Genomic DNA, 21613 nt, shown 5'->3' with positions numbered 1-21613 from the left:
CCTCGAAGGCGAGGTCCTCGGCCGCGGGCTCGAAATCGACTTCGGTCTCCGCGAAGTGCGGCGCGCAGTTCTGCCGCCGGTGCAGCACCCGTACGCCGCGGATCGGTCGCGGCGGGAACCGCAGCGACTCTGGTGTCATGCCGGAACGCCACTCCCCCGCCGCCGCGCCTCGGGAGCTGCCGGCTCCGGCCGTGTCACGACTCCCAGGAGCCGACGTCGACCTGGAGAACCAGCTCGCCGTCCTGGCTCTCGGTCAGGGCGAGGAGGATGGTCGGTTCGGTGTAGCCGTCCTGGAGGTCGACGGCCCAGACGCACCCGATCCCGTCGGTCATGCAGGAGGGGTTGATGGTCGGCATCCCGACCAATTCGACGCCCGGCGCAGCCTCCAGCCACCCCGCCATGTCCTGCCACTGTGTGGAACTCGGCTCGCCGGTGATAGGTCCTCCTGCGTAGACGATCCGCGCCCTGTCGCCGTCGGCACGGTTTTCGGATTGAACGGTGAAGGTCGGCGGGTGGCCCATCTCCTCGGCAGCCTGGCGATTGCGCTGGTAGGCCGCGTCCCCTCCGTGGGAGGCCAGGACGGAGGACACCACCAGGGCCAGCACTGCCGCGGCGCTCCATCCGGCCCAGCGGGGTATGCGGCGGCGGGCGGTGGGTGTTCCGCCGAGGGCCGCGGGCCGCGCCGGGACGGCGGGCGCCTGTGCGGGGGCCGTGGGCCAGTGGGCCGGGTCGACGGGCGCCGCTTTGGGAGTCGGCGGTGTGCCGACCACCCTGTCCAACTGGTCGTGGAGCTGCTCCATGGTCAGGCGCTCGGCCGGTTCCTTGCGGAGCAGGCCCGCCAGTGTGGGGGTGAGAGGCCCGGCCTGTACGGGAGGGTCAGGAGGCTCGGTCGCGACGGCGACCAGTACGGCGCTCGGGGCTGACCCGGCGAAGGGCGGGTGCCCTTCCACAGCCGTGTAGAGCGTGGCCCCGAGTGACCAGAGGTCGGAGGCGGCGGTGGCCGGCAGGCCCCGCACCTGCTCCGGCGCCATGAACGCGGGTGTACCCATGATCGAGCCGGTGGCCGTGAGGGTGACGTCGCCGTCCAGGGCTGCGATCCCGAAGTCGGTCAGGACGGCCCGCCCGTCCTCGAGGAGGATGTTGGCCGGCTTGATGTCCCGATGGGTGATTCCCTTCCGGTGCGCGGCATTCAGCGCGGCGGCCACCTGTCGTCCTATGGCAGCGACATGCTGTGGAGAGAGGGGTCCCTGCCGGCGCAACAGGTCTTCCAACGACCCTCCGGTCACCAGCTCCATGACGATCCACGGCCGCCCGTCCGCACCGGTGATCCGGTCGTGGACAGTCACGATCCCCGGGTGCTTCAGCCGTGCTGCCGCCCGCGCTTCGCGATCCATCCGGGCGATCCACGTCGCCCGCTCCTCGCCCCTCAGATGTTCGGGCAGGCGCAGTTCTTTCAGGGCCACGTCCCGCCCCAACTGTTCATCGTACGCACGCCAGACCGCGCCCATCCCGCCCTGGCCGAGCAGACTCGTCAACCGGTATCTGTCCGCGAGCAGTTGCCCGTGTTCGTGGTCCATGCGGGGAGACTAGACGGGCCGGTCGGCGCAGGGCGGGGCCACCCGTAACGACCGGCCCCCGACGGCTGCGCGGACCGGTTCCGGGGGCGCACGAATGGTGTTCGCCGTGCGTGTTCACGCCATTTCGTGAGGTGGCGAGTCGTGTCACACTCCGGACCATGGGACGCGGAGACGTGGTGGTGATCGGCAGTGGCCACAACGCGCTGGTCGCGGCGGCCTTCCTGGCCAGGGCCGGCTGGGGTGTCGTCGTCCTGGAGCGGAACGACCGGGCCGGCGGCCTGGTGCGCACCGATGAGCTGACCTTGCCCGGTTTCCTGCATGACACGTACTCCTCACTGCACCCGCTGTTCGTGTCCGGCCCGGCCTACGCCGAACTGGGCGCCGAGCTGGTCGGGTTCGGGCTCGTCTATCGCGGGTTCCGCTACAGCTTCGGTGTTTCGCTGCCCGGTGGGAGCGGCAGCGCCGTCTTCTCCACGGACGCGGCCGAGAACGTGGCGGAGGCCGAGCGGCTCGCGCCCGGCGACGGGGCCGCGCTCGCCGCCCTGTTGGCCGACTTCGAGCCCCATGCCGGTCCGGTGTTCGGTCTGTTCGGCGCCGAGCTGGCCAGCCGGGCATCGGCTCGCGTCATCCGCGACCTGATGCACGACGGCAGCACGTACTCGACGTTCGCCCGCGACTTCCTGCGCACCGCGCGCGATCTGCTGGAACACCGTTTCAGCTCTCCCGTGCTGCGCGCCCTGCTGGCCCCGTGGGCGCTGCATCTCGGCCGTGGTCCGGACGAGGTGAACAGCGCTTTTTGGGTGGTGCTCGCGCTGATCGCGGAGACCACGGCCGGGTCGCCCACGCCCGAGGGCGGTGGCGAGCGTCTGGTGCGGGCGCTGGTCGCGCTGATCGAGGCGCACGGCGGTCGTGTGGAGACCGGGCGGCGCGTCGACCGGATCCTGCTGCGGAACGGCCGGGCGGCCGGCGTGCGGACGGCGGACGGGGAGGTGGTGACGGCCGGCCGGGCGGTCATCGCGTCGGTCAACCCGGATCAGCTGTATCTCGGGCTCCTCTCGCACGAGGCGGACGTCGTACCGCCGCTGCTCCGGCGGCAGGCGAGTGAGTTCCGGTACGGCCGTGGCTGTGTGCAGCTGCACCTGGCGCTGTCCGAGCCGCCCCGGTTCGACGACGAGCGGCTCGCCGCTACCGGCCTCAGCCACCTGACCGGCGGGCTGGACGCGGTGTCGCGCTCGGTCAACGAGGCCGTCCGCGGGCTGCTGCCCGCCGAGCCGACCATCTCCTTCGACGTCCCGTCCGCGGCCGATCCGTCGCGGTGTCCGCCGGGGACGGCCGTGGCGCGCCTGCAGATCCTCGACGTGCCGCTGCGACCGCGCGGCGATGCGGCGGGTGTGATCGAGGTGGACGGTTCGGGCTGGACGGCCGGGGTGAAGGAGGCGTTCGCGGACCGGGTGATCGCGCTGGCCGGCCGGCACGTGCCGAACCTCCCGGGCGCCGTTCTCGGCCGGTATGTGATCGGGCCGGACGACCTGGCCCGCTTCAACCCGAACTGTGGGCCGGGGGACCCCTACGGGGGCAGTCACGACCTGTCGCAGAGCTACCTGCTGCGATCGCTGCCCGCCCAGCCCTCGCACCGCACTGTCGTGCCCAACCTCTACACGCTCGGCGCCGCCACCTGGCCCGGCCACGGCGTCAACGGGGCTTCGGGATACATCGTCGCGCGCGAGCTGCTGGGCGGCGACCGCTGAGCCCCACAGCACCGACGCCCTCCGGGGACGGGTGTCGCGGCCGAGGCGGACATCAGTCCTCGCGCAGCGATCCCTGATCGAAGCCCTCGACGACGTAGCCCCAGTAGCCCGGGTAGATGTTGCCCTCAAGGTCGAGGACGCCGTTCATCACGTCGCTCTCGTTGGCGCCGTGCGGGTCCGGCAGGGGGTAGTCCCCCGCGTCCTCGCCGCGCTGCGGGTTCCCGTAGCCGGCTGCCCGGGCGGCATAGGCGACGATCGAGCGTGCTTCCCAGTCGCCGCGTTCGATCGAGTTCCACTGCGCGGCCCGCACTCCGCCGTCCCCGGGATCCGGCAGGGCGTAGCGCAGGCCCTCGACCAGGCCGTAGGCGCCGACCGAGATCCCCGCGCTGACCGGGCCTGAGACGCTCGCGAGTCCGCCGGCCACCCAGAAGGCGGTGCTGATGCCGCTCATCGCCGAGATGCGCTGTTTGGCCGCGAGACCGGCCGAGTCGTTCTCCCGTTCCGCGTGGTCCATGAAGCCCGACACCCGGCCCACGGACTGGAGGGCGGAGGGCGCATGGCGGTCGTGCTGGAACGCCTCGTACGCCGTGGCCGTCTGCCAGGCGGCGACGCCGCGCCGGAACTCGTTCCCGACCTCCTCGTCCGCCTCGCCCATGAGGCCGAAGAGGTCGCGCTGTTCGGCGCCGCTGAGTTCGAAGGCGTAGCGGTATTCCGTGCCGAAGAGATTGCGGAAGGGCACATCGTCGTCCTTCGCCGCCAGGAAGCCCGATGCGCCGTCGCCCGACATCTGGGAGACGACGTTCATGTAGCGCAGCATGGTGTCGCCCACCGCGCCCTGGAGGGCCGAGTGGTCGATCGGGCCGTACCGGGCGATGGTGTGGTTTGCCGTCCCGAGGATGTCGTCGGTGTGGTTGGCGGCGTACGACAGGACGTCGTACGCCGCCTCGATGTACGGTCGCGCCGCCGGGTCGTTGTGGTCCGTGCCCTGGGGGATGGTGACGCCGCTGGTGACCACCGCCGCCGCTCCTGTGCTGTCCTCCCAGTGCACGCCGAGCAGGCTCTCCCGGAAGGGCCGCTCGTGCAGCAGTTCCGCGCTCAAGCCGCTGTTCAGCGCGACGGCGTGGAGCAGGCCGCTGCTGCCGGTGTTGGCGGTGTCGCCGTACCCGCCGTCCATGTACTGGTATTGGGTGGCGCCCTGTACGGTGACCGCGGTGTGCGCCAGGTCCCGGCCGAACGCGTCTCCCGGTGCCACGGTCGCCGTGGACATCAGGTCGCCGAAGCCGTTGAAGTCCCTGAGCGTGTCCGCGTACGCGTCGCTCGGCGGGTTGCGGACCGACACGGTGACGGCGTCGGCGAGCGCGTCGGTGAGGTCGTCCGCCCCGTAGCCGAGAACGAACGGCCGAATGCCCGCCGGTACCCGGGCCAGGTCGGCCGGGACGCGGGGGTCGAGGCCGCCGAGTTCCGGGTTCATCAGCAGGGTGATGCTGTTGGCGACGCGCTGGATGCTCGCGTACTGGTTGCCGGCCTGACCCGGCTCGAGGTCAGCAGTGTCGTCCTTCAACGCGCCGAGCGCGGCCAGGTCGGCGGCGCCGAGTTCTCCGAGGAACGCTCGCAGGTAGGCGCGTTCGGCGGGGGTGAGGGGCTGCTGGGCAGCCGCGCCGGCCGTGTTCCCGAAGCCGCCGTCCACGATGGCTCCGAGGCCTTCGGTGTACAGCAGCAGGAGGGCCGGATCGGGGTCTTCCTCGGCGAGTTCCGCGGCGAGCCGCCGTGCCGTGTACGTCGCCATCTCCTCGGTGGTCCACAGCTGAAGCGGCCCGTCGGCGACGTCGTAGCCGAGTTCGCGGAGCTCCTGGCCGTACTGGGCGAGCTTGCCCCGGTAGGCGTCGATCACGCCGGTGATGTCCTCGTGAGCCGTCGCGGCGGCGTCGGCGACGGCCCGCAGGTGCTTGTACCGGATCCGCAGCGCGGCTCCCTCGGGCCACGGATCGAGGCCCGTGTGTCCGAGGGGCGGGCGGAGCGCGGTCAGCGTGCCGTTCCCGGTCGGTCCGCCCATCATCCCGGTACCGGCCGGGGGACCGGCGGCGGCCGTCGCCCGCCACTCGTTCCATTCCGCCTCGGCCGCCTCGGTGTGCCGCAGGTAGGTCTCCTCGAGCCCGCCCGGGGCGAACACGGCGTCGCGTACCTCGCCCTCGGCGTCGAGCGCCGAGTTCATCGCGCGTACGAGGTACCGGACCGCCTCGTCCATGTCGTCACCGCCGCCGCGCAGCGCGGTGGCGGTCTCGTCGAGGCGGCCCTCGGCGTCCACCAGCGCGTCGCCGTCGAGTTCTCCGGCGGCCGCGGCGATCGCGCCGGCGTCACGTGCGAGGTCGTGGGCGCCGTGCGCCTCGGCCGCGGCACGCGTGTAGGCGGCGGCGGTGTCCGCCATGTCGTCGGGGTCGATCTCGGCGGAGAAATCCCGTGCGCGGGTCCACGGATTTCCCCCTGCTTCTTTCTCGACATCATCGCGGGTGAAAAGGACGTCGGACACGACGGAACCCCAGGAATACCGGTCGGAGCGTGCAGGAACGGTCAGCGAAAGGAGTGGCCGGACGCGCGACAGGATGTGTTGTGCAGGGAGATCCGCATGTCCTCAGAGTAGCCACTGCGGAAAGGGGTGCCGACCACGAGAAGGACCTCACGGTGCCGCCCGCCACATTCCCGTAACACTGGGCCATGAATGAGCACGCCGGAGAGGCGCGCGGACTGGGGCAGCGTCATCATGTCAACACCTCGTGAATTGCGCGCGGCCGGGGCTGATGCCGTGCGCCCGGCATGAAAGCGGGATGAAAGTGCCGTCGGCAGGCTGTGACGCGGTGGAGCGCCGAGTGCGCCGCCGACGGGGGACGGTGCGGTGGATGTCCGCCGCTCCGGGACAGGGCCGCTGGTTCGCGGCCGCCCCCGCGCCCGGGAATCGAACGTACCGAGAGTGAGAGCATGTCCGACAGTTTTCCGCCCCAGTCCCCGGGGCAGCCGCGCCCGTACGCCTACGGTGCTCCGCCACCGCAGGGCGGCTATCTCCCGGGGCCTCCCCCACCGCCGGCGCGTCGTTCGCGGGCGCTGTGGATCGTGGCCGCGGTCGTCGCCGCAGCGCTCGCCGTGGGGGGCGTGCTGTTCCTCGGTGGAGACGGGGGCGGGGAGGACCCGGCGGACGAGGTCGCGCTGACGCCTCATCCGACCCTGGAGCCGGTCGATTTCCCCGACGCCCGGGCGCTCGGCTACGAGGCGGGACCGGAGGCCGCGTGCTCGGCCGTCTCGCAGACCATGCTGGCCCGCAATTACGAGTTCCAGAGCGCGGAGACGGACGAGGGTGGCATCGAATGCCACTACAACACTCCGGGGGCGAGCACGCTCGAGGACGGCGACTACAGCATCATGACCAACGTGCACATGGCGGTCGGGGACCAGGCGGACGAGGTGTACGACCGGTTCTCCTCCGTCATCCGTTCCAGCGTGGGCGGCGGCGGGGAGAACATGACCTGGAGTCCGCTGTACGAGTTCCCCGTGGGCGACGAGGGGTGGATCGTCCACAACCAGAATCTGCAGACCGACATGGAACGCGGTGACGGCACCGCTTCGTTCCGGCAGGGGGACACCGCTTTCCACATCGTCGTCTACGGCTGGATCGGGCACCCGGACGGCGCCAACGAGCCGCTGACCGAGGAGATCACCTTCCGGGAGATCACCGACATCGTGCGGTCCCTCGGCGGCGCGTCACCGGCCGGTGAACCGCAGATCAGTCCGTCCCCCGCCGTCGAGTATCCGGGTCTTGAGGATTTCGGCGACCCCCTGCTGCCGGTGACGGGCACGGCCGAGGAGCGCTGCGCCGCCGTGACGGCGGTGGCCGTCGATCAGCTCGATGTCCAGTTGCAGGGCGCTTCGGTCTCCGAGGAACCCGACGACATCGTTCCGCAGACCGACTGCGTCTACGAACCGTCGGAGGCGGCCTACGGGCGTGTCGATGTGGGGATCCGCAACATCCGGATCCATGTGGAGGATCTGTCCCGCTCCGACGCGATGTATCCGGCGGGGGAACTCGGAGCGGACCTGCGGTTCGCCATGGAGGAACTCAGGGACTCGCCCGGCGCCGGCCCGCTCCGCATCCTGCCGGCGGGTACGTCGGGCTACCTGGTATACGAGGACGACGGGAGCGGCCATGGGAATCTCCGGGCCGGCTATGTGGTCGGTGACCACTACGTCGACATCACTCTCGGGGGCTTCTACAACGCCGGCGACTTCGACACCCGGGCGCTGACCGAGGAGGAGATGGTCGCTGATCTGTCGCTGCTGCTCACGGCGATGGCGGGCTGAGGCAGCGATGGCCGGGGGGACGTCGCGGTGCGGCGTCCCCCCGCTCCCGGTCGCGCGGCCGGCCGAGGGCGGGCTCGGCGCAGTGTCCCGCGGTGAAAGCGCGATGAAAGCGGTCGCCGCCATCCTCGGCGTGAGGGGAGGCGGTCGACACGGGCCGCGCTCCACGCCGATCACGTCCACGAGGAGGACCGTTGCGTCCGAAGAGCCGTATCACCACGTCCGTCAAGTTCGCGATCATCGCCGGCGTCGCCTGCGCCGGCCTCGGCATCCCCGGTGCGGCGCAGGCCGCGACGGCCGCACAGAGCTCCACCGTCGCCCCGCTCGCGACCGTCAATCTCGGCCTCTCCGTCCCCGAGGCGAAATGTGTCCAGACCTGGCTGGCGGAGTACTACGGCTACACCGGCCCCATCGACGGCCTGCTGGGGACCGACAGCTGGAAGGCGATGCAGCGCTGGCTCAAGGCGTACTGGGGCTACACCGGCCCCATCGACGGCATCGTCGGAAGCGGCACGGTGTCGGCCCTCCAGCGTTCGCTGCGGGATTGGGGCTACACCGGGGAGATCGATGGAATCGCCGGGCCGGACACACAGGCAGCGCTCCAGCGCGCGGCCGCAAGCGAGTGCTGACCGGGCAGCTCCCGTGCACCCGGTGCGTGATGCGCCCCGGGCACGGGGGCTCCCCCGCCGGCGGGCATGGGATCATGCCGCATGCTCTCCGACGGCTGGTGGTTCACCGAGGACATCGACGACTTCCTCGACCGGGCCGGGGATTTCCTGCGCTCGCGTCCCGCCCTGCACAACACTCCCCTCACGACGATCGAGAAGCTGCGGGCACGCGCGGACGCGCTCGGCGCCGGTCCCACGCTGTTCGGCCGGCTGGCGGAGAACGGCGAGGTCCGTGCCGTCTGCTATCGCCTCCCGACCCGTCGTCTGACGGTCACTTCCCTGTCCCCCGAGCGTGCCGACGCTCTCGCCGCCCGCCTGACCGGCCTCGATCACCGTCTCACCGGTGTCGTCGCGGATGAGGACACGGCATCCGCTTTCGCCGGGGCGTGGCAGCGGTGCACGGGCGCGGCGCCGGCGCCCTTCTGGCGGGCGCGGCTCCACCGTCTGGGCACTCTCACCCCGCCGGTGCCGTTCGCCGGGGGGCGGGGGCGCGTCGCGGCGGAGCAGGACCGGGAACGACTGGTGGATTGGTGCCGTGATTTCTGCGTGGACGTCGGGGAGCAGGGCGTGGTGGACGCCATAGCGGCCGGTTCCTGGGCCGACACGCGGTTCGCGGACAAGCGCTTCACGTTCTGGGAGTGCGAGGACGGTACGCCCGTCTCCATGGCGGGGGCGACGCCGATGGTGGGCGGCATGGTCAGGGTGGATCCCGTCTACACCCCGGCTCATCTCCGGGGGCGCGGCTACGCCGGTGCGGTGACGGTCGAGGTGAGCCGCGCGGCGCTCGCCGCCGGGGCGACGGACGTCGTCCTGTTCACGGACCCGGGCAACGCGACCAGCAACGCGCTGTACCGGCGCATCGGTTACGTGCCGCTCGGCGAGTTCGTGGGATACGCGTTCTCCCACGACGGGCCGGGAGCCGGCTGAGGGCTCAGCCGGTGCCGTCCCACCGCGCGTTCGGGCTCGGATGGGGCAGACGGACGGGTCGGTTCATCCGTGGATGCCGGCGGGCTGTGCTCCGGGTGCGGCGGAGTAGCTCAGGTCCAGTGCCGTCAGGCTCGCCGGGGCCAGGCGCAGCCACGCCGTGCCGCGTTCCGCCGGGTCGTCGTGCAGGTAGTGCACGAAACGGGGGTCCCAGGAGGTTTCGTCCGGGCCGAGGTAGCGGACGAGCTTGCGGCGCCCGCGCGGTACGTCGAAGGGCAGGAGTTCGGCGCGTCCCCTGGCGGTGACCTGGCGGACGAGGCCCGTCCCGGTGTCGCACACGTCGACGGCGAGGGCGACGCGGGGGTCGTCGCGCACCCGGTGGAACAGTCTGGTCCAGGGGCCGGTCAGGACCCAGAAGGCCCTTTCCTCCCACAGGAACCACACCGGGCGGACCGTCGGCCCGTCCGTCGCGATGCGTGCGGTGAGGGGCCGGGCGAGGAAGGCGTCGAGGTCGAACGGGGAGGAGGGCACGTGGGCCATCCTCGTGCGGGTCAGACGGTGTCGGCCAGGGTGCCGGGTTCCCGGGCTGCTCCGGCGGTGGCGGTCGTCGCGGGCGGTCCGGATTCGGCGGCCCGGGCCAGCCGGGAGATCTCGGCCGCGACCGCCACCGGGTCGGCCGCGACGGTGATGCGGGCGACGTGGTCGAGGCTCGGGTGCGCGCCGACGCGTACCGCTCGCTCGGCGTGCCGCAGCAGTTCGACGTCGTTGATGTCGTTGCCGAACGCCACGTAGTCGCCGATGCCGAGCGACGACACGGCTTCCCATTTGGTCGTCGCTCCGGGGGCGATGTCGATGACGGCCTCGTCGAGGTGGTGGTTGACCGTCAGGCCGAGCGCTCGGCCGGCCTCGGCGAGTCCGGTCATGTCCGACGCCCCGACGACGAGGAACTTGACGACCTCGGGGAGGTCCGCGAGGTCGATCCTGCTGGCGAGGCGGCCCTGGTCGACACGGTTCAGGATCGGGTGGTCCGCGGGGCCGGTGTAGGCGTAGTCCCAGGGGCCGTCGGCGAGGTAGGTCGCCCCGTAGCGGGCGACCGCCTCCATCAGCGCGGCGAATCCGGCGGGGTCGAAGGCGGCGCGTGCCCGAACCTGGCCGTCCACCGATACGAGGCTCCCGTTGCCGCCGATCAGTGTGGCGGCCGGGAAGGCGCCGCCGAGTACGGGCAGGAGGTCCCGGACGGGGCGTGCGGAGGCGAACACCGGCGTCAGTCCGGCGCGTTCGCAGGCGTGGATCGCCGTGCGGATCCGGTCGTCGATCGTCCGTCCGTCGAAGCAGAGGGTTCCGTCGATGTCGAAGATCACGGTGCGCGCGCGCAGGCTGAGCATCATCGGATGATACTCGGCTGTGCTGCGCGCTCCGCCGGTGTGCGGCGGGACTTCCGCTCGTCCGTGTGGTCGATTGCTTGCGGTACGCGGTACGGCCGCCGGGGGGGTTACGCAACCCGCATGTCGGCGAACCGTGCGTGACGCCCGGCGGATCAGCCGTGGGCGCGGAGCGGCGGCCCGGTCTCGCCGACGGGTGTAAAACGCCGGTCGCCGGATCACCCGGTCCCGGACGCGGGGGATGTCCCGAGGCGACGGAGGGAGCCCGGCTGTGCGGCACGAACCGCCCGAGGGCGCGGCGGAGATCCAGTTCATCGGCAACGCCACCATGCTGATCCGCTACGGAGAACTGACCCTGCTGACCGACCCGAACTTCCTGCACCGTGGACAGGCCGCCCACCTCGGCTACGGGCTGGTGTCCCGGCGGCTGACCGAGCCGGCCGTCGACGTGGCGGATCTGCCGCACGAGGACCTGGACGCCGTGCTCCTGTCCCACCTGCACGGCGACCACTTCGACCGGGTGGCGCGGCGCGGCCTGGACCGGGGACTGCCGTTCGTCACCACGCCCCACGCCGCCCGCTTCCTGAAAGGTCTGCACGGCTTCCGCCGCGCGGCGGGGCTGCGTACCTGGCAGAGCAGGACGCTGCGGCACGGGGACTCCTCCGTGCGGATCACCGCGCTGCCGGGCCGGCACGCGCCCGGTCCGGCCCGGCTGCTGCTTCCGCCGGTGATGGGCAGCCTCCTGGAGTTCGGCGACCGCTCCGGTGAGGTGCGGCTGGTGCTGTACATCTCTGGCGACACGGTGCTGTACGACGGTCTGCGCGAGATCGCCGAGCGCTGCCCCGGGATCCATCTGGCCGTTCTGCATCTCGGCGGGACGACGCTGCCGGGGGGCCTGGTCGTCACCATGGACGCCGCGCAGGGCGCGGGGCTGCTCGACATGCTGCGGCCGCGGCGGGCGCTGCCGGTCCACTACGACGACTACACGGTGTTCCGTTCGCCGCTGGACGATTTCCTGGCCGAGGCCGGGCGGCGGGGGCACGGTGCCCGGCTGGTGCGGTGTGCTCCGGGCGAGCGGGTCACGGTGGGGGCGGACGCCGTGGTCTGAGCGGTGTGCCCCGCGGATCCGCGGTGTCCGTTTCGCTCATCGGCCGATGGGTACCTGCGGCGGGCATCGGAACAGGTTCGACAGGAAGTGAGGGAAGTCATGCGGCAGCCGAACGACGAGGGCCGGGGACCGGGCGCCCATTCCGGGCACGAGGACGAGGCCCACGACCGGGTCGTCCCCGGGACCGCGAGCGCGGCGGAGGGGTACACCGAGAGCGCCACCGCGCAGGGGGACCCGCTGCGGGGCGTACAGGTCGGCGAGGGAGACGCGGAGGACCTGCCCGAGGAGTCCGCGGAGGAGAAGGGCTGAGGGGGGCGGTCCGGGCGTGTAGGCGCCGGGCGGGGTGCCGTCCTTCACTTCTCCGTGGAGGGATCGCCCTCATAGCGGATTGAGGGTTGTCAGCATCAGTGTCCTGGCAGGGCACGGTAGTCGAGACAAAAGTCTCACTGGGAAGCTCAATGAAAGACTCGAAGGTGCGGATCGCAGCGATCCCGGCCCATGTCCGTCCCTTCGAGGAGGAGACCCCGCCATGTCCGAGGACGAGATCATCGCCTTCACCGGTGCGCTGCCGGGCGTCGTCGCGTACACCGCCGACGCCGGTGGCGGCGCGCCCGAGATCGCGTGGGGGGACACGTTCTTCTTCCACGATCCGGACGGTGACTCACCGCGCCGTATGCCGTTCGCCACGCTCGTGACCAAGGACTACCCGGGCTTCGACACGGAGTCCGATCTCGACCGTCCCGGTGTCTTCCGGCTGAACGTGGCAGTCGGCCGCACGGTGTTCGAGCAGCTCATGGGCTACCCGCCCGCGGCGCACCAGGGCCGGCACGCCCGGTTCGACTACACCGTCACGGACCTGCTGCTCCCCCACCCCTGCTATGCCGCGCAGGGCTGGGTGTGCGTCCTCAACCCGGCGCGGAACACCGGGGAGCAGGCCCGGTCGCTGCTGGCCGGTGCTCGTGCCCGTGCTGTCAGGCGTCCGCGCCGCGCGTGAGGATGCCGGCCGGTCCGTCCGTGTGGGGTGGACGGACCGGCCGGGCGGCCGGCCGTCCGTTACGGCATGACCTGGTTGCCGCCGAACGTCACGACGAGGGTGCCGTCGGCGGTGTAGGACCAGTCGAGGGCGCCGGTGTACGCGGCGCACCCGGAGCCGTTCGTGCCGGACCAGAACTGGTTGGTGCCGTCGGCGTCGCCGATGATCCTGTCGTTCGAGCCGTCGTCGCTGCGGCAGGAGAGGTTGCCGCGGAACACCGAGGTGCCGCCGTCGAACGAGTAGTTGCGCTCCTCGTTGTCGATGCTGACGTTGTCCGTCACCTGCATCGTGCCGAGGTTCCGGTTGTAGGTGAAGCCGTGCTTCCCGTTGTCGTAGGCGATGTTGCCGCGGATGACGTGGTCGACGGAGATGTCCTCGCCGCCGAGCTTGAAGCCGTTGCGGTCGCCGCTGGAGTTCTGCGTGCCGTCGCTGAGGGTCCCGTTCCCGTAGGAGAGGGAGTCCTCGATGGTCACCGCTCCGATGGCGCCCGTGTCGGTCTTGGTGTAGAGGTCCCAGCCGTCGTCGATGTTGTTGTGGGACACGGCGTGGCGGAAGACGTTGCCGGGGCCGACGGTCAGCTTGGCCGCGAATCCGTCGGCGTCCTCACCGTCGGAGTCGGCGTTGTCGTGCGACTCGGCGCTCAGGATGAGGTTGTCGGCCGGCCACTGGTCGCGTGGCGTGGTGGAGGAGATGCGGGAGAGCTGGAGGCCGGTGTCGTGGTTGTAGCGGGTCACGGTGCGCTCGATGATGTTGTCGCTGCCGCCGACGAAGATGCCGTTGTCGCCGGCGTGCTCGACGACGATGCCGTAGACGTGCCAGAACGAGCCGTTGACGGCGAGCCCGCGATTGGCCGTGTCCTCGCTCTGCGCGGAGAAGTCCAGCACCGGGGTCTCGCCGGGCTCGGCGGTGAGCAGCGTGCGGGCGCTCGCCGTCCCGTTGTTGCCGGGCGGGATGGTGACCGTCTCCGAGAAGTGGTACGTGCCGCCGCTCAGATAGATGGTGCCGCCGGGGGTGACGCGGCTGATCGCCGAGGTGAGTGTGGTGGGATCGGCCTCGGTGCCGGTGGCGTCCGCGCTGCCGCCGGGCGCCACGTAGAGGGTGCCGGCCGGTGTCCCGGGCGGGTTGGTGGTGTCGTCGCCGTCCGCCGTGATCTCTATGTAGTCGACGTTGGGCAGGCCGCTGGAGCCCGTGGCGGTGAGGCGGACCGTGTTGGTGCCGGCCGTGAGGTCGACGGTGAGCGTCTTCGTGGTCCAGGCCGTCCAGGCTCCCGTGGACTCGAACGACGTCGACTGCGTACCCGACCCGTTGACCCGGATGTCGGTGGGGCGTGCTCCGGAGCCGCCGTTGGCGAAGCGCACGGCGAGTGTCGCCGTGCCGGAGGCGGGGGCGTCGACCGTGAACTGGACGTAGGCGCCGGTGCTGTTGTCGGAGTCGCAGAATCCGGAGCCGGACCAGCCCGCGTGCTCCGTCTCGATCGAACCGTCGCAGGAGGCGGGGGAGTCCTCCGCCTCGTACCGGATCGTCGCGGCGTGTGCCGCGTCGAACGTCACGAGGGTGGCCGCGGCGGTCAGGAGACCGGTGAACCACACCGCCACCGCCGTTCTCGCACTTCTCTTTCGAGGCATGCCCTTCCCTTCTTCCGAGGAGACGTCCCGCCGGCCATCCGGCACCGGCGCGCGCCCCGGCGCCGGCCGGGGTCGGGGTACCGCCTCACCGGGTGATGACGTGCCTCGTCCAGGGCGATCCGTGAGGTGGCGTGAGGGTGCGCGGGGCAGAGGGCGGCGTGGGCGGGGGTCCCCGCTGATGCCGTGCGGCTCGGGCATGGCCATGCTAGGGCCGCGGCTGTGGACGATATGGGCCTGCGTGTGCACTATCGCGCCCTCTGCGGGGGCGGGCCGGCCCGGTGGCGGGGTCTGGCGTGCGGATCCCGCCCCGGCGGCCGGTACGGCGCCCGGGCGGGGGCGGTCAGGCGCGTCCGCTTCAGGGGCTCGTGCAGGTCATGCCGCCGGGGGCGGTGGACGGACTGCCGCTGCCGACGAACCCGAAGGTCACGCTGCCGCCGGACGGGACGGTCCCGTTCCACGCGGTGTTCCGCACGGTGACGGTGCCGCTGGTGCCGGTGTTCCGGCCGTTCCAGAGGTTGGTGATGGACTGCCCGGACGCCAGCGTCATGCCGACGCTCCAGCCGTCGATGGCGGTGGCGCCGTCGTTGCTGATCGTCACCTCGCCCTGGAAGCCGCCGGACCAGCTGTTGACCGTACGGTAGGTGGCGGCGCAGGCACCGTCGCCGCCGCCCGGGCCACCGTCCGCATCACCCTCCGCGTCGCCGTCGGAGTCACCCTCCGCGCTTCCTTCGTCGCCGCCGGCGTCACCGTCGGAATCGCCGTCCGCGTCGCCGCCGCCGTCGTCGGTCAGCACCGGGGTCTGCCAGTTCCGCCAGGCGGACAGGTTTCCCGACTTGTTCGCGGCGATCCGGAAGACGCCGGGCTGATCGCCCGTCCCCAGCAGGAACTTCTGGATGTTCTGCTGGAGCGGCGTCCGCCACTCCGACCTGGCGGCGCAGTGGGTGCCGTCCTGGACGGCGGACCAGTACGTGATGTCGTCGCCGGCACCGAGCGCGTTGTACACCTCGGCGCCGCCCAGCGCCGACACGCTTCCGGAGCGGGCGCCCAGCCAGTCGATGTGCGGGTTCTCCATGATGAACAGACCACGCGGCGCGACCATCGCCACGATCTCGTGCGTGTCCACCGGCAGGGCGTTCGGGTTGCCCGTGTAGGCGCTGAACGCGTCACCGAGCCACGGCTGCTCCGAGTAGGCGCTGCTGAGGGGCTGCGAGCCGCTCTCCCCCGCGATGCCCCGGAGGACGGGCGCGCCGCCGGTACCCGACTCGATCGGCATCGTGAGGTCGATGCGCTGGTCGAACGCGCCGGCCACGAAGGCGCCCTTCCCGAACCGGGAGCACCCCGTGACGCCCGCCGCGTCGGTGCGCAGCACGCTGCCGTCCGACTGCTCGATGACGTCGATGATCCGGCTCACGCCCCAGGACCAGGCCATGAGCAGGCCGGTGCTGCTCGACGAGCCGTAGACGCTGTAGAAGGCACCCTGCTTGTTGCTGCGGGACGTGCCCTCCTGCCCCACCGAGTAGGGATCGAAGTTGATGACGGCCGCCCCCGATGCCTTGATGGTGGCGGTGTCCGCGCCGAGCCCGCCGAGGACGATGACCGCGGGGAACGGGCCGGAGCCGCTCGGCAGGTCGACGCTCGCGGAGAAGCTCGCGCTCCTGCCCTGGTGCGACACGTTCACGGTGATGCCGGTGCGGGAGACACTGCCCGTCACGCTGTCCGGCCTGCCGGGCTTCTGCCCGTAGATGGTCCTCTCCGCCAGTTCCCTGATCTCCGCCCGCCGGCATCGCCAGTCGGACGTGTCGGAGATGCGGGTGCCGTCCAGCCGCGTGAAGGGGTCGGGCAGGAGAGAGGTGGACGGCGACGGCCCCGGGTCCGGGACCGGGCAGTCGGCCCCGTCGTCCTCGACGGCCGCCGCCGCCGCGGCGGCGGGGACGGGCGCGGCCGTGCCGGAGGGCGGGTTGAAAAAGGTGGCGACCAGGCCGACGACGGCGACGAAGACCGCCACCGCCCATACCCGGGGCCGATATCGGTGGACACGCATGAGGGACCTCCTGAGGACGGCGTCCGCCCCGGGCGGGCGGCGGCGTCGCGGAGGCCGTCCACCCGGCGGCGCACGCCGGAAGGCGGGACAGGGGGGTGCCGGCCCGGCCCGCGGAGGGCACCGCGGAGCAGCGGAGGGCGGCAAACGACATGTCGACTTCCCGGTGGACATGCCGCGCGAGCGGGACCAGGGCTTTGGGAGCGCTCCCAGACTAGGAAGGGGGTCCGGACATGACAACACGCCGGACACACCCCCTCGCAGGTTGGCCGTTCTCCCACGCCCATCGCCCACCCCAGCCCTCGTCGGATAGCCACATAAGCGCCCGAATCCCACGTCGGCCGTCGGCTCCGCAGCCATTCCTCCTGCAAATTTCCGGACACTTTCCGGTATGGCTGGAACGTTTTCCGGAAGCCTCGCCGCCCCGAAGGGACACTGCGCTACAGATGTAAATTAGAGACGGCAGACGCCGGAATCGACGAAGGAGTCATCACCATGGACCTGAACGGCCACCGGATCATCGTCACGGGCAGCGCCCGCGGCATGGGCGCCGCCACACTGCGCGCCTACGTCGGCGCCGGCGCCCGGGTCGTCGGCATGGATCTCGACAAGGACGGCGGCGAGAAGGTCGCCGAGGACGCGCGCCGGGCCGGCCCCGGCTCGGCGTCCTTCATGGTCGCCGACATATCGGACCCCGAGGACGTGACACGCGCCTTCGACGCAGCGGCGCGGACACTGGGCGGGCTCGACGTCCTCGCGCACCCCGCCGCGATCCAGCGCCCCGGCGACGCCGCCACCGTCACCCCCGCCGACTGGGACATGATGATGGCCGTCAACGTGCGCGGCACGATGCTGGTGAACCAGGCGGCGCACCGGCTGATGGCTCCGAACAAGCGCGGCTCCATCATCAACTTCGGTTCGGTGTCCGGCCTGCGCGCCGAGCCCGTGGCGCCCGCCTACTCCGCCTCCAAGGGCGCGGTGCACTCCTGGACCCGGACCGCGGCGGGTGCCTGGGGCGCGGACGGCGTCCGGGTCAACGCCATCCTCCCCGCGATCGCCACGCCGATGTACCAGGAGGCGCGGGCACGCATGACCGAGGACCAGCTCACCGCGAACTACTGGCAGAATGAGCAGTCGATCGCCCTGGGCCAGAAGTACGGCGACCCGGACCGTGACCTCGGACCGGTGATGGTCTTCCTCGCCTCCGACGCCTCGCGCTTCATCACGGGACAGCTCATTCCGGTCGACGGCGGCCAGACGTCCGTACGCTGACCCGGGCCGGGGGCACGTCTCTTCGGTCCCCACTCCCCGGAGGGAAGCGCATGTCCGGCAGCCCGCCCCGGCGCGGAAGCGCCCTCGCCGCCGACCGCGCCGAGCCGCGCGCCGTGCGGACCAGGGAACGCGTGGTGCGTGCTCTGTTCGACGCGCTGGCGGCAGCGCCCCTCGAAGAACTGACGGTCGCGAGGCTCTGCCGCGACGCGGGGGTGCACCGGGTGACGTTCTACGGGCACTGGCCCGACATCCGGACGCTGGCGGCGGATGTGTTCGCGGAGGAGGTCGACCGTCTCGCGCGGGTGCCGGAGGACGTGATCAGTGAGGCCGCGGGTCCCGCGGAGCTGGCGGCGGCGTACGAGCGGGCACTCCGCGACCAGCTCCGGGAGATCCTTGAGCGCAGGGACGTGTACCGGACGCTGTTCGCCTCCGGTTCTGACGCCGGATTCCGGCGGCGTCTGCTCGCCGCGCAGCAGGAGCGGGCCGAGGCGGCCGTCACGCAGCTCGCGCGCGCGGGGGCCGAGGTCCCCGGGCGCGCGTCGGCGTATCCGGCGGCGTTCATCGCGGGCGGGGTCGTCGCCGCGTTCGAGGCATGGGCGGTGGGCGGGGCGACCGGTGTCGAGGCGGCGGCGCGGGCGATCACCGCGCAGCTGCCCGGCTGGTGGCCGCGGTGAGCGTGCCCGCCGTCTCCCGCTGAGGCCGTTCGGGGCGAAGCGTCCGTGCGCCCTTGCCCGGTTGCCGTGCGGTGGCGATTCTGAGGACCGTACGTGGGTCGGCGGGAAGGGGAACGGCGTGCGCTACAGGGGGCTCATTCTCGATTTCGCGGGTGTGCTGGCGACGGGGATCGGGGAGTCGGTCCGCGGTTGGTGTCTGCGCGAGGGGCTGGCCGCCGACGCGTGGAGCCACGCGCTGGAGCGTGACCCGGCGGGGCGGGAGCTGTATCTGGCGCTGGAGGCCGGGCGTCTGTCGCAGGAGGAGTGGAACGCGACCACCGCGCGGGCGCTGGGGGTGGACCGGTCGGAGAACCTCATGGGGCGGGCCTGGGCCGGTATCCGGCGGGCGGAGGACGTGGTGGCGCTGGCCGTCGCCGCCCGGGAGGCCGGGATGCGGGTGGCGATGCTGTCCAACTCCTTCGGCGTCGAGCCCTACGACCCGTACGGGCACCTCGGGGTGTGGGACCTGTTCGACGTGGCCGTGATCTCCGAACGGGAGGGGCTCGCCAAGCCCGATCCGGAGATCTACCGGCGCACGCTGGAGCGGATGGGTCTGCGGGGTGATCAGTGCGTGTTCGTGGACGACCAGGAGGTCAATCTGCCGCCCGCCGCGGCGCTGGGCATCACGACCGTGCACGCCGCGGCCGGGACGGATCTGTGCGCCCGTCTCGGTGAGCTGCTGGCCCTGGCACCGCCCTCCCGTCCGGAGGGGGCGGTGGCCTGAGCCCTCCGGCGGTGCCGGCGGGCCGGCGTCAGGGCGGGTTCCCCCCGTCGCCGCGCCGGTGGCCGAACGGGAGTCCGTCCCAGGGCAGGTCGCGCGCCTCGGGGTCGGGGCGCCGCTGCGGCAGGGTCCGTGGCGGGGCCGGCAGGATCTCGGGGGGCCGCTCCCCCGCGCGTTCGAGCCAGGCGAGCAACTGGGCGCGCAGGCCGTCGGCCACGGATCGGTGGGAGGTGAGGCCCGCCAGGTTGTCCAGCTCGTAGGGGTCGGCTGCCAGGTCGTACAGCTCGGTCTCCACGTACCGGTCGGCGGCCGGGTCGTTCCAGGCGTCCGCGTCCGGGGCGGCCACGGCGTACTTCCAGCGGCCGGTGCGCAGGGCGCGGCCGACGTGCGATTCGCTGATCTGGACGAGGACGCCGTCCGGCCGCCCGGGGTCGGCACCTCCGCCCACCAGCGGCAGGAACGAGCGTCCCTGCACGCCGGCGGGCACCGGCAGCCCGGCCGCCTCCAGCAGGGTCGGCACGAGGTCGACGGTGCTGACGGGCCGGCGGATCAGGCCGCCGCCGGTGAAGCCGGGGCCGGTCAGTGCGAGCGGGACGCGGACCGACGCGTCGTGCGCCGAGCGTTTGTACTCGTCGTTGCGGGTGCGGAAGTGGGAGCCGTGGTCGGCGGTCCAGGCGAGGATGGTGCGGTCCTCGATGCCGAGGCTGTGCAGCGCGTCGCGGAGCCGGCCCACGCCCTCGTCGACGCGTTTGAGCTGGCCGAGGTAGCCGCCGATGTGACGGTGGGCGCCGCCGCCCGGCGCGCCGGGGCCGAGGGCCGCGAGGTCCGGCGGCAGCCAGGTTCCCTCGTAGCGCTCGCGGTATCCGTGGGGGGCGGGGTAGTCGTCGGTGGCGTTCTGGTGGTGGGGTTCGAGCAGGGACAGGAACAGGAGGAACGGCTGGTCGTGGTGGTCGGCCACGAAGCGGATCGCGGCGTCGACCAGGGCGTCGGAGCGGTATCCGGGGAGCCGCACCGGCCGCTGGTCCTCGTCGTACAGCACCGTCCGGTAGGCGTCGGAGGTGAACTCCAGCAGTTCGGCGGCGAGCCAGTGGCGGTACCCGGCGCGCCGGTCGGGCGGGACGGGTCCTGCGCCGGCCGGCGCTCCCGCGAGGTGCCACTTGCCGAGGTAGCCCGTCGTCCAGCCGGCGGCGGCGAAGGCGCCGGCCAGGGTCGGTACGTCCTGCGGGAGGGGCAGTCCGTTGCGGTGGACGCCGGCCGCGGTGGGGAACCGGCCGGTCTGGAGCGCGGCGCGTGCGGGGGCGCACACCGGGTTCGGCGTGACGGCCGTCCCTGCCCAGGTGCCCGTGCGGGCGATCCGGTCGAACTCGGGTGTGACGCCCGCGGGGTTGCCCGCCACGCCGGTGGTGTCCCAGCGCTGCTGGTCGGTGAGGACGACGATGACGTTCGGTGGCCGGTGCGGCTCGGTGCTCACGGTGCGGTCGTGTCCTTCCCGGCGGCCCCGGAGGCCGGGCCGAAGGCGGGGGCGGGGACTTCCTCGGGGACCAGCAGCTCGCTGGGGCGGCCGTCGGGGCCGACGGGCACGTCGCCGTCGATGGTCACACGGCGCAGCGAGCGGCGGTGGTCGTCGGAGTCGTCGACGCCGTAGTGCTGGGTGGCGCGGTTGTCCCACAGGGCGACGTCGCCCTCGCGCCACTGCCAGCGGACGGTGTTCTCCGGGCGCTCGACGTGGGCCTGGAACAGGTCGATGAGGAGGCGGGAGTCCTTGCTGGGCAGGCCGGTGATGTGCTGGACGAAGTTGCCGAGGAGCAGGACGCGTTCGCCGGTCTCGGGGTGGACGCGCACCACCGGGTGCTCGGTGCGGAAGCGGACCGCGGTGAAGATCTCGCGGTAGCGGCGGAGTTGTTCGCCGTCGGCCTCGGGGTGGGCGGCGACGTAGTCGTAGGCGTTGGAGTGCACGGCGCGGAGGCTGTCCGCGAGGGTGCGCAGTGGCTCGGCGAGGTCGGCGTACGCGGCGGCGGTGTTGGACCACAGGGTGTTGCCGCCGTAGGGCGGGATGGTGACGGCGCGGAGGATGGAGAAGGCGGGGTAGGCGGGGACGAAGGTGACGTCCGTGTGCCACTGGTTGGCGCGGCCGCCGAAGTCGGAGTCGATCGGCAGGGCGTACCGGCCGTCGGCCGAGGGGACGGTGGGGTGGGCGACCGGGGCGCCGAGGAGGCGGCCGAACGCCTCGTGGCTCTCCTCGTCGAGGTGGTGCTGGTCGCGGAAGAAGACGACCTTGTGGGCGAGGACTGCCGCGCGGACGGCGGCGACGGTCGCGGCCGGCAGGTCGCCGCCGAGGCGGGCGCCGGAGATGACGGCTCCTATGCGGCCGTTGAGGCGGGTCACGGTGATCGGGGTGCTGTCGTCGTGTCCGGTCGCGGTGGCGGTGGTCTCGGGTGCGGTGGTCATGGTTGCGAACCT

Annotated in this window: 18 protein-coding genes; 10 read left to right on the top strand and 8 right to left on the bottom strand. The window is 72.2% G+C overall.

The window, feature by feature from the left end; genetic code table 11:
- Positions 1 to 194: 194 nt before the first annotated feature.
- Positions 195 to 1577 carry a serine/threonine-protein kinase gene (locus EMA09_RS27945; RefSeq protein ID WP_129843734.1) on the bottom strand — a complete coding sequence of 461 codons (1383 nt, stop codon included), beginning with the start codon at positions 1575 to 1577 and terminating at the stop codon, positions 195 to 197.
- A gap of 158 nt (positions 1578 to 1735) precedes the next feature.
- On the opposite strand from EMA09_RS27945, the gene EMA09_RS27940 reads away from it, so the two are divergent.
- Positions 1736 to 3325: an NAD(P)/FAD-dependent oxidoreductase gene (locus tag EMA09_RS27940; protein WP_129843733.1), complete on the top strand. Its 1590-nt coding sequence runs from the start codon at positions 1736 to 1738 to the stop codon at positions 3323 to 3325.
- 52 nt (positions 3326 to 3377) lie between these two features.
- Here EMA09_RS27940 and EMA09_RS27935 read toward each other — a convergent pair whose 3' ends face one another.
- Positions 3378 to 5852: a hypothetical protein gene (locus EMA09_RS27935; RefSeq protein ID WP_129843732.1), complete on the bottom strand. Its 2475-nt coding sequence runs from the start codon at positions 5850 to 5852 to the stop codon at positions 3378 to 3380.
- A gap of 446 nt (positions 5853 to 6298) precedes the next feature.
- Between EMA09_RS27935 and EMA09_RS27930 the strand changes: the two genes are divergently transcribed.
- From EMA09_RS27930 to EMA09_RS27920, 3 genes are all read left to right on the top strand, one after another.
- Positions 6299 to 7672, top strand: coding sequence for a hypothetical protein (locus EMA09_RS27930; protein WP_129843731.1), 1374 nt, complete (start codon positions 6299 to 6301; stop codon positions 7670 to 7672).
- A gap of 191 nt (positions 7673 to 7863) precedes the next feature.
- Positions 7864 to 8298: a peptidoglycan-binding domain-containing protein gene (locus EMA09_RS27925; RefSeq protein WP_129843730.1), complete on the top strand. Its 435-nt coding sequence runs from the start codon at positions 7864 to 7866 to the stop codon at positions 8296 to 8298.
- An 81-nt stretch (positions 8299 to 8379) separates the two neighbouring features.
- Positions 8380 to 9264, top strand: a complete 885-nt coding sequence (locus tag EMA09_RS27920; RefSeq protein ID WP_129843729.1) for a GNAT family N-acetyltransferase — start codon at positions 8380 to 8382, stop codon at positions 9262 to 9264.
- 63 nt (positions 9265 to 9327) lie between these two features.
- Here EMA09_RS27920 and EMA09_RS27915 read toward each other — a convergent pair whose 3' ends face one another.
- Complete coding sequence (locus EMA09_RS27915) at positions 9328 to 9801, bottom strand: pyridoxamine 5'-phosphate oxidase family protein (RefSeq protein WP_129843728.1); 474 nt, start codon at positions 9799 to 9801, stop codon at positions 9328 to 9330.
- 11 nt (positions 9802 to 9812) lie between these two features.
- The gene (locus tag EMA09_RS27910; protein ID WP_129843727.1) at positions 9813 to 10649 is read right to left on the bottom strand and encodes an HAD family hydrolase; all 837 of its coding nucleotides are present in this window, start codon (positions 10647 to 10649) and stop codon (positions 9813 to 9815) included.
- A gap of 265 nt (positions 10650 to 10914) precedes the next feature.
- Here EMA09_RS27910 and EMA09_RS27905 point away from each other — a divergent pair, with 265 nt between their 5' ends.
- The 3 genes from EMA09_RS27905 (at position 10915) to EMA09_RS27895 (ending at position 12745) form a co-directional block, all read left to right on the top strand.
- Positions 10915 to 11751 (top strand): MBL fold metallo-hydrolase, encoded by an 837-nt coding sequence (locus EMA09_RS27905; RefSeq protein ID WP_129843726.1) that lies wholly within the window; start codon positions 10915 to 10917, stop codon positions 11749 to 11751.
- Between the two features lie 99 nt (positions 11752 to 11850).
- Complete coding sequence (locus tag EMA09_RS27900) at positions 11851 to 12060, top strand: hypothetical protein (protein ID WP_129843725.1); 210 nt, start codon at positions 11851 to 11853, stop codon at positions 12058 to 12060.
- Between the two features lie 220 nt (positions 12061 to 12280).
- Positions 12281 to 12745, top strand: coding sequence for a DUF6194 family protein (locus tag EMA09_RS27895; protein WP_129843724.1), 465 nt, complete (start codon positions 12281 to 12283; stop codon positions 12743 to 12745).
- Positions 12746 to 12804: 59 nt separating this feature from the next.
- Here EMA09_RS27895 and EMA09_RS27890 read toward each other — a convergent pair whose 3' ends face one another.
- Both EMA09_RS27890 and EMA09_RS27885 read right to left on the bottom strand, forming a co-directional pair.
- Positions 12805 to 14409: a carbohydrate-binding protein gene (locus EMA09_RS27890; protein WP_129843723.1), complete on the bottom strand. Its 1605-nt coding sequence runs from the start codon at positions 14407 to 14409 to the stop codon at positions 12805 to 12807.
- 355 nt (positions 14410 to 14764) lie between these two features.
- On the bottom strand, positions 14765 to 16450 hold the full coding sequence (locus tag EMA09_RS27885; protein WP_129843722.1) for a cellulose binding domain-containing protein: 1686 nt from the start codon (positions 16448 to 16450) through the stop codon (positions 14765 to 14767).
- A gap of 492 nt (positions 16451 to 16942) precedes the next feature.
- On the opposite strand from EMA09_RS27885, the gene EMA09_RS27880 reads away from it, so the two are divergent.
- The 3 genes from EMA09_RS27880 (at position 16943) to EMA09_RS27870 (ending at position 19156) form a co-directional block, all read left to right on the top strand.
- Entirely contained in the window at positions 16943 to 17719 is a 777-nt protein-coding gene (locus tag EMA09_RS27880; protein WP_129843721.1) for an SDR family NAD(P)-dependent oxidoreductase, read from the top strand.
- A gap of 50 nt (positions 17720 to 17769) precedes the next feature.
- The gene (locus EMA09_RS27875; protein WP_129843720.1) at positions 17770 to 18393 is read left to right on the top strand and encodes a TetR/AcrR family transcriptional regulator; all 624 of its coding nucleotides are present in this window, start codon (positions 17770 to 17772) and stop codon (positions 18391 to 18393) included.
- A gap of 118 nt (positions 18394 to 18511) precedes the next feature.
- Positions 18512 to 19156, top strand: a complete 645-nt coding sequence (locus EMA09_RS27870; protein WP_129843719.1) for an HAD-IA family hydrolase — start codon at positions 18512 to 18514, stop codon at positions 19154 to 19156.
- 28 nt (positions 19157 to 19184) lie between these two features.
- On the opposite strand, the gene EMA09_RS27865 is transcribed toward EMA09_RS27870, so the two are convergent.
- Entirely contained in the window at positions 19185 to 20624 is a 1440-nt protein-coding gene (locus EMA09_RS27865; protein WP_129843718.1) for a sulfatase-like hydrolase/transferase, read from the bottom strand.
- Complete coding sequence (locus EMA09_RS27860; protein ID WP_129843717.1) at positions 20621 to 21601, bottom strand: TauD/TfdA family dioxygenase; 981 nt, start codon at positions 21599 to 21601, stop codon at positions 20621 to 20623. Before EMA09_RS27860 ends, EMA09_RS27865 begins: the two co-directional genes overlap by 4 nt.
- Between the last annotated feature and the right edge of the window lie 12 nt (positions 21602 to 21613).

The sequence above is a fragment of the Streptomyces sp. RFCAC02 genome (assembly GCF_004193175.1).
GTDB lineage: Bacteria > Actinomycetota > Actinomycetes > Streptomycetales > Streptomycetaceae > Streptomyces.
Note: the sequence above shows the minus strand (reverse complement) of the source record. Positions and strands in the feature narration are given on the sequence as shown.

What these genes read in the sequence shown, in the direction of transcription:
- EMA09_RS27910 (WP_129843727.1), bottom strand. Translation starts at nt 10,649, where the DNA reads ATGATGCTCAGCCTGCGCGCGCGCACCGTGATCTTCGACATCGACGGA.
- EMA09_RS27915 (WP_129843728.1), bottom strand. Translation starts at nt 9,801, where the DNA reads ATGGCCCACGTGCCCTCCTCCCCGTTCGACCTCGACGCCTTCCTCGCC.
- EMA09_RS27880 (WP_129843721.1), top strand. Translation starts at nt 16,943, where the DNA reads ATGGACCTGAACGGCCACCGGATCATCGTCACGGGCAGCGCCCGCGGC.
- EMA09_RS27945 (WP_129843734.1), bottom strand. Translation starts at nt 1,577, where the DNA reads ATGGACCACGAACACGGGCAACTGCTCGCGGACAGATACCGGTTGACG.
- EMA09_RS27895 (WP_129843724.1), top strand. Translation starts at nt 12,281, where the DNA reads ATGTCCGAGGACGAGATCATCGCCTTCACCGGTGCGCTGCCGGGCGTC.
- EMA09_RS27890 (WP_129843723.1), bottom strand. Translation starts at nt 14,409, where the DNA reads ATGCCTCGAAAGAGAAGTGCGAGAACGGCGGTGGCGGTGTGGTTCACC.
- EMA09_RS27900 (WP_129843725.1), top strand. Translation starts at nt 11,851, where the DNA reads ATGCGGCAGCCGAACGACGAGGGCCGGGGACCGGGCGCCCATTCCGGG.
- EMA09_RS27875 (WP_129843720.1), top strand. Translation starts at nt 17,770, where the DNA reads ATGTCCGGCAGCCCGCCCCGGCGCGGAAGCGCCCTCGCCGCCGACCGC.
- EMA09_RS27885 (WP_129843722.1), bottom strand. Translation starts at nt 16,450, where the DNA reads ATGCGTGTCCACCGATATCGGCCCCGGGTATGGGCGGTGGCGGTCTTC.
- EMA09_RS27940 (WP_129843733.1), top strand. Translation starts at nt 1,736, where the DNA reads ATGGGACGCGGAGACGTGGTGGTGATCGGCAGTGGCCACAACGCGCTG.
- EMA09_RS27930 (WP_129843731.1), top strand. Translation starts at nt 6,299, where the DNA reads ATGTCCGACAGTTTTCCGCCCCAGTCCCCGGGGCAGCCGCGCCCGTAC.
- EMA09_RS27860 (WP_129843717.1), bottom strand. Translation starts at nt 21,601, where the DNA reads ATGACCACCGCACCCGAGACCACCGCCACCGCGACCGGACACGACGAC.
- EMA09_RS27920 (WP_129843729.1), top strand. Translation starts at nt 8,380, where the DNA reads ATGCTCTCCGACGGCTGGTGGTTCACCGAGGACATCGACGACTTCCTC.